Annotated in this window: 2 protein-coding genes; both read left to right on the top strand. The window is 46.4% G+C overall.

Going from position 1 to position 8,616, the window contains the following annotated elements; all coding sequences use genetic code 11:
• On the top strand, window positions 1-6,831 hold a 6,831-nt coding region (locus J699_RS0218840; protein WP_228133445.1), incomplete at its 5' end, for a BapA/Bap/LapF family large adhesin.
• A gap of 116 nt (window positions 6,832-6,947) precedes the next feature.
• Complete coding sequence (locus J699_RS04265; RefSeq protein WP_032870240.1) at window positions 6,948-8,612, top strand: poly alpha-glucosyltransferase; 1,665 nt, start codon at window positions 6,948-6,950, stop codon at window positions 8,610-8,612.
• Window positions 8,613-8,616 lie beyond the last annotated feature (4 nt).

The raw sequence follows: 8,616 nt of genomic DNA, 5'->3' as shown, positions 1-8,616 counted from the left end.
ACAGCGACCTTCACCGATGCAGCAGGTAACAGCAGCAGCGTGACTGACACCCAAGTCTATAACGTGGATGTCACTGCACCGAATGCCCCAGAGATTGATCTGGTCAATGGTACCGATCCAATCACCGGTACGGCAGAACCAGGTTCAACCGTGACTGTGACCTTCCCGGATGGCAGCACCGTTGATGTGGTGACTGATCCAGTGACAGGCGAATGGACTGTACCAAACCCGGGCGGTCTGGTGGATGGTGATACCATCACTGCGATTGCAACCGACCCTGCAGGTAACCCGTCTGTACCAGGTACAGAGACTGTAGACATCACTCCACCAAATCCAGCGGGTGCAACCCTTGCGATTGATGCAGTGACTGCGGACAACGTGTTGAATGCAGCTGAATCAACCACAACCATTACAGTGACAGGTACCTTAACTGGTATCCCTGCAGATGCAGCAAGCACAGTGGTGACACTGGTCATTAATGGTGTGACTTACACTGCAACTGTAGATGCAGCAACAGGTAACTGGACAGCGGATGTGGCAGGTAGTGACCTGTTGGCCGATGGCGATAAAACCATTGATGCCACAGCGACCTTCACCGATGCAGCAGGTAACAGCAGCAGCGTGACTGACACCCAAGTCTATAACGTGGATGTGACTGCACCGAATGCCCCAGAGATTGATCCGGTCAATGGCACCGATCCAATCACCGGTACGGCAGAACCAGGTTCAACCGTGACTGTGACCTTCCCGGATGGCAGCACCGTTGATGTGGTGACTGATCCAGTAACAGGCGAATGGACTGTACCAAACCCGGGCGGTCTGGTGGATGGTGATACCATCACTGCGATTGCCACTGACCCTGCAGGTAACCCGTCTGTACCAGGCACAGAAACTGTGGATCTCACTCCACCAGATACCACTGGTGCGACACTGAATATTGATGCTGTCACAGCAGACAACGTTCTTAACGCAGCAGAATCAGCTGGTACAGTGACCATCACAGGGATCTTAACTGGTATCCCGGCAGATGCAGCAACCACAGTAGTGACTTTAGTCATCAATGGCGTGACCTATACTGCAACTGTAGATGCAGCAGCGGGTACATGGACAGCCGATGTGGCAGGTAGTGACCTGTTGGCGGATATAGACAAGACCATTGCGGCTACAGCCACCTTCACCGATGCGGTAGGTAACAGTAGCAACATCATCGATACTCAAGTCTATACCGTGGATATTACTCCACCAGATAGTGCGACAACGACAGTCACGATTGATCCGATTACAGGTGACAATATTGTTGACTCAATTGAAGCAGGATTGAACCAGACCATTAGCGGTATGGTCACTGGAGAGTTTACAGTTGGTGATGCAGTCATCGTCAATGTAAATGGTGTGGATATTAACACCACAGTTCAAGCGGGCGGTGTATGGAGTATCTCCGTAGCCGGTGCAGAGCTGGTTGCAGATGCTGATAAAGTGATTAATGTCACTGTGAAGGCGACAGATGCAGCAGGTAACGTCGGTAATGTCACTGGTGATGTCACTTATACGGTGAACACCGGCACCTTAATTGCTTATGACAACATTGGACATGCAGTGCTTAGCCCGCAACCGGCATTGGTACAAGATGATGTGAGCTTGGGTAGTACGTCATATCTATTGTTAACTTCATTGGCAGGTATTGATCTTCAACTTGGTGGTAACTCAATCGGCTTTAATGTACAGACTGGGCATGAGGGTACAGTGACCTTCCAATACAGTGGCTTAATTGATGCTGCATTGTTATCAGACTATAAATTAGTAGTACAAAAATTTAATACCACAACCAATCAGTGGGAATCTATCCACGGCGATAGCGATGCTTCATTGCTTAGCTTGCACTTACTGGGTCTTGGCATCGGTAATGTTCCGGGTGTCGTACTTGAAGGTTTAGAAGCGGGTCAATACCGTGGCTTCCTGACTTACGATGGCTTATTAGGTGTAGGTGTCTTGGGTACCTTGTCTGCAACCATGGATGATTATGACCTATCGATCCCTGGCGGATACGAAGTCGGTAATGCTGAAGGTAACGTGATCCTTGATCCAGATCCAAATGGACAAGTCGATCAAATTACATCGACAACCATCGTATCTTCTGTGAATGGTCATGCGATTGATGCCGATGGTGAAAGCTTCGATGGTCAATATGGAACGATTACCTTCCATCAAGATGGTAGTTATACCTATGTTCCGTTCGCGAATAGCTCGGGTGTAGGTCAAACAGATCAATTCACCTATACCTTAACCGATCCGGTCACAGGCGCGACCACAAATGCCAATCTGAATATTGTGTTTGATTCAATCCGTGCTGCGGACAACTTGGTGGAAGTGGAAATCAATCCACAATACCAATTGGTGGGCACAGAAACAGATTCAGCATTCTATGGTATCTTGTTGAATGTCGGAAATCTGGTCGACCTGCAATTGCTGACTGTGGATACTGTTGATTTCAATGTCGCTGCTGGACAAGAAGGTGTTGCAACCTTTAGCTTCAATAGTCTAATTGGCGCATCGGCACTCGGTAACTACAATGTTGTATTGCAAAAATACAATGAAGTGACCGGTCAATGGGAAGCGGTGAATGGTACAGGTGACCGTTCATTATTGAATCTGACCTTATTAGGTAACACACCAACCGCGCAAATTGCGGGCTTGACCGAAGGCGAATATCGAGCGTTCTTGTCCTTCAATGGTCTGGTCGGTGGTGCAGTCGGTGTTACCCTGAACGGTGAGGTTGATCTCTACAACCCTGCGGTGATCACTGGCTACGATGTGGTTGCAGCACACGGTAACCTGATCTCTGATCCAAATACCAATGGTGCAATCGACATTGCTACACCAAACAGTGTCATCAGTGAAATTAACGGTGTTGCCATCACTGGCTCTCCAACTACGGTGCCAGGAGTTCACGGTACCTTGGTGATCTATCCAAATGGTGACTATACCTATACACCAAATCCTGACAGTGCTGGTTTAGGACAGGTCGATGAATTTACCTATACCTTACGCGATCCGGCATCAGGTACCACTTCACAAGCGACCTTCTACGTTCACCTCGACAGTAAAGTTGTCGATATGAACTGGAACCCAGCGGATCCATCAGAACCTGCAACCGTAACCATTATTGCAGCAGACGATGCCGTGAATGCTGGAATTAGTGCGCAACCGCATCTTATTGAAGATGACCGTGCACTAGGCAGCGCAACTTACCTTGCATTGCTATCGTTGGCAGGTATCAACCTCCAAGCACCTTTACCATTCGTGAACAGCACAGTGAACTTCAATGTGGCTGCGGGTGAGCAAGGTACAGCGACCTTCAAATACAGCAGTCTGATTAATGAAGGCGCATTGGGCGATTACCAGCTTGTTGTACAGAAATTCAATACGGTCACAAACCGTTGGGAATCAATTACCGGTAGCAGCGAAGCATCTTTACTTAACCTCAGCGTGTTAGGTATCGGCTTAAATGCAACTCCGGGAGTGGTGCTTGAAGGTCTGGAAGAAGGACAATACCGTGCCTTCATGACCTATAACGGTCTATATGGTAAGAGTATCCTCGGCACATTGACAGGTAGCATGGATGTCTTTGATCCAACACAAGTGGATTACACTGGTGTTGCAGTAGAAGGCAACGTGATTACCGGTCTAGGTGTGGGTACCAATGCCGACTCAGTCACAGGCTATACCGTGGTTGGTTCTGTAACCTTCAACGGGGTAACAACCACAGTTGATCTCACCAATGGGGCAACCATTGTCGGTCAATACGGAACACTGCAAATATTTGCAAATGGCGATTATATCTATACACCGAATAATACCAATGCAAATCTAGGTCTGGTGGATCACTTCACTTATACCTTGTCAGATCCTTTGGGTGGCAATACCTCAAGTGCAAGTCTGGACTTCACCATTGGCAACAGTACGCCAGTGATTGCAGTTGATGACCTTGCAGTTGCCGAGATTAATCCGGAATATCTGCAAATTGGCAATGATGTTGCGGTCGGTAGTCACGGTTATCTTGCGTTGGTCTCATTAACCAATAACTTTGACTTCCAGCTTGGTTCTGCGGGTGTGGCCTTCACCCTGACTGATCACACTCTCAATGATGTGACCTTTAACTACAGTGCATTGATCAGTGCAAATCTACTTGCCGACTATGTGCTTGTGGTTCAGAAATTTGATACTGCGACCAATCAATGGGTAGCGGTAAATGGCACAGGCGAAGCTGATTTACTGAGCCTTGCAGCCTTTGGTGGTAATACAGTGACATTAGATGGTCTAGGTGCAGGTCAGTACAGAGCCTTCATGACCTATGCGGGTAGCGGTATCGGTGTCAGCTTGCTCGGTACGCTTTCTGTTCAGAAAGATGTATTTGATGCAACCAACATCACCGGTTACAGCGTAGAAGCTGCAGAAGGTAATGTGATCCATGACATTGGTCTCAATGGACATGCAGATACTGCATCTGGTTTCAGTAGCATCACCAGCGTTGAATTCAATGGTGTGGCTCATACCGTGAATCCAACAGGTGTTACAACCATTATCGGTGACTACGGTACATTGTCGATTTACGCCAATGGTAATTACAGCTATCAACCAACTGCCAATGCCAGTGGTGTGGGCCAAGTCGATCAATTTACCTATACCTTGACGGATGGGGTGAATTCATCGCAAGCGACCTTGTACTTCCATATTGATAGCGATGCGGTCGATATGACCTGGAACCCGACAGATCCGTCGCAACCGGCAGATATCGTGGCTACACCTGTAGATGCGATTGATGATGTAGTGTCTGCGGGTATTGATGTTGTTCCACAAGGTCAGTTGGGTGTTGCCGTCGGTTCGGCAAGTTATCTGTTACTGGTGGGTGTGTCTGAGAACCTCAACCTTTCATTGCTGGGTACACCAAGTGTGAAATTTAATATTGCAGCTGGACATGGTGCGGACGTGACCTTCTCTTACGCACCAACAGTTTCACTGTCTTTATTCAATGACTACAAGGTGGTTCTGCAAGAAAAAGCAGCAGATGGTACTTGGCATAACATTGATGGTGGTTCAAGCACTGGATTGCTTAATATCGGTCTGTTAGGTAGTGGTGGTATTGGTGTAACAGTACCTGATCTAGGTCAGGGCGAATACCGCGCCTTCATGGTCTACACCGGTGTGGGCGTCGGTATCTTGGGTACCATGAGTGTAGTGAAAGATGACTTCGACTATACCGTTGCACCAACCAATACTGCGATTGAGGCTGAAGGCAATGTGTTAACAGGTGATTCAATTACCTTGACTACACAGGTTTCAACAGTCACTTCAGAAGTTGCTGGGGCGCCAACTGAAACCATCGGAACCAACACAACCATCGTTGGGGCTTATGGTACCTTGGTGATCTCTGCCAACGGCGAGTATACCTATACACCGAACACCACTGATTTGAGTGCGGTGGGTAAAGTCGATACCTTTACCTATACCATCCGTGATGTGCTGACTGGTGCGACGGATACGGCGCAATTGCATATCCAGGTCGGTTCACCTGATGCAACTGTGGTTTGGGATACAGTCAACCCTGGCAATGATGGTGTGGTTCAATTCACAGCCAATGCAGACAATGCAGTGACAACAACAGACTTCTCGAATAGCAGAGATGCAGCTGTTGATGTCGATAGTCCGAATATTACGGTCAATCTCATTGGTTCAACTTCGGTGACTTCAAATAGCTTTACGGTAGCGGCCGGAACAGTGGCCAATATTGATCTGGCGGCAGTTTATACGGCTCAACCACTTGCGAGTTTGTTGCCAACAGTCAGTTACGTGATTCAACGCAGTACCGATGGTGGAGTGACCTGGACCAATACTATCTACACTGGTTCACAAACTGCCTTGGGTAGTCTGGCAACAATTCAGGCGGGCAGTGTGGCCTTCCAGGACAATGTCGATTATCTGGCAGCGGGTCTGTATCGTGTTCAATACACTTTACAAGGCGTATCTCTAGGCGCAACTACCTTGGATACAAGTGTCACCACAACCACAATTCATCTGAATCAATACAGCTCTGAATGGATCAACGGTAACGTGTTACTCGGAGATGATATTGGTGGGGTTGCGGATACAGGTCTTCCAACACATGAAGGTTATAAACTTCAGGTGTGGGATAGCGTCGCTGGATCTTATGTCGATGCGATTGGACAAAGTATCAATACCGGTAACGGTATCCTGATCATGCAGGCCAATGGTACCTATGAATACCGTCCAAATGATGTCAATGTGACTACACATTTAACATCGGCGGATAGCATTGACTACAAGATCATTTCTGCAACAGGTGTCGAGTCAACTTCTACCTTAAATATTGATTTGACCCATACGGATTACAACCTGCTTTATACCAGTACAACTGCCAATGATACCTTCACCACAGGTACTGGATCAGATACCTTAATCTTCCAAATCCTGAATGGTAGTGCGGCATCAGCGGGTAATGGTGCAAATACAGGCGGTAATGGTGTTGATCACTGGACAGACTTTGTTGTTGGCAACACCAATACTGGTGCAGCGAACTACAATGATCAGGCAGACAAGATCGATATCCAGCATCTGTTGGATGGTGATCAAAATGCACTGAATATTGGCGAGTACCTCCGTGTAACCACAAGTGGTGGTAATACAACGATTGAAATCGATCGTAATGGTGATCCTGGTATCCTTGGTAGCAGTACGTATACACCATTGTTAGTACTTGAAGGGGTGACAACAGATCTGAATACGCTGTTAAATAACAACCAGATCATTTACTAATCCTCAATCCTTGCTATAAAAAGAGAACCTTCGGGTTCTCTTTTTTCATTTTGAGAAGATCATAAAAAATTGTGCTATCTTGTTTAAAACGCTTAAAAATTCTAACAACTGAAGACATGACGATTACGACGATTTCAGCACTTGAACAACTCAAACATCAACTCAGTGCTTACTTTGAAAAGATTCAGCAACATCTGGGTTTAACCCATACGGTTATTTTCTTGTCTTATGGCGAAAGAACCCAACGTTGCCAGGTCTGGAATACTGCATTGACTGAGTTACAATCTGCGCAACAGGCGTTGTTTACTTTTCTGGATACACAATTCAACCAGCAGGGACATCTGGCAGAATTGTTAAAATTTGATCTGGCCTATAACATCCAGCCAAAGCACTGGCAGCAAATCGAACAAAATTTAAAATGCCAGTTGCATAATAATCACTATCGTAAAGGCATCAGTTTTGATCAGCACTTCCGGACCTGTTTTTTGGAACAGGAATTGTATGGCAAGGCCATCATTCGTGGCTTGAGCTATGACACGCCCAATTTTTTTGATCAAGATAATCTGAATGCCAGTATTTCAAAGAAATATCCGCATCAAGCGCATCCAGTCCAGCTCAATCAAATCCAGCAGGTCTGGAGCTTCGATAGTCATGCTGTATTTTATGAATCTGGACAGTTGCTACCTCTCCGTAGTCAATTCACTGAACATGGAGTACGTTACTTAACAGATGACAAAAAACAGCATTTCATGCACATGATTGAAGCTAACACCCAGTTTCTTGAACAGCAGATTCAGGCGGATGGACGCTTTATCTATGGTTTTTTTCCAGCCTATGACCGTGACATTCGTAGCTATAACACAGTGCGGCATTGTACTTCGACCTATGCCTTGATTGAGACATTGGCGCTTTTCCCACACCAGCACAGAATCGCAAAAATCCAGACAGCCATTGAATATGCCTTAAAACATTTTTATATCGAAAAGCAAAGTGGTCTGGCTTATATGTTAGATGGCGCGGATCTCAGCCAACTGAATGAAATCAAGCTGGGTGCCAATGCCGCTGCAATTCTGATGTTGAGTAAATATCAGGAAATGACAGGGGATAATCATTATCTGAAGTTTGCCCAAGCCTTGGCCAATGGTATTTTGTCGATGGTCAATGATGCAGGCGAAACCGTACATGTCCTGCATTACCCAGACTACAGCGTGAAAGAAAAGTTTCGCATTATTTATTATGACGGTGAAGCGGCCTTGGCTTTGTTACGACTTTATCAGCTACAGGCTGATGAAAAGCTGCTAGGCACGGTCAAGCGCATGTTTGAACGCTTTATCGAACAAAAATATGATCGTTATCATGACCACTGGCTGAGTTACTGTAGCAATGAGCTCACCAAAATTTGTCCAGAGGAAAAATATTTTCAATTTGGGATCAACAATTATCGCAGGCATCTGGTGTTTATCCGCAATCGTAAAACGGCCTATGCCACTTTGCTGGAAATGATGATGGCGGCTTATCAAATGCTGTGCCGGATTCGGGATTTGGGTTTGCATGAGTTGTTTGCACAGGCACAGTTTGAGGATTTAAAAAAGCTGATCGAGTTTCGTAGCGATTTTCAGCGCACCGGATTTTTCTATCCCGAAGTGGCCATGTATATGGCCTGTCCTGAAAAGTGTCTGAATGCCTTTTATGTCCGGCATGACCGCTTCCGTGTCCGTATTGATGATCAGGAACATAATCTTTCCGGTTATGTGGCCTATGTTCAGCATTTTGAAAACTGAAACA

It is taken from the genome of Acinetobacter sp. 1000160, from assembly GCF_000588715.1.
Classification (GTDB): domain Bacteria; phylum Pseudomonadota; class Gammaproteobacteria; order Pseudomonadales; family Moraxellaceae; genus Acinetobacter; species Acinetobacter courvalinii.
Note: the sequence above shows the minus strand (reverse complement) of the source record. Positions and strands in the feature narration are given on the sequence as shown.

Coding starts and splice junctions, on each gene's coding strand:
- J699_RS04265 (WP_032870240.1), top strand. CDS start 6,948: ATGACGATTACGACGATTTCAGCACTTGAACAACTCAAACATCAACTC.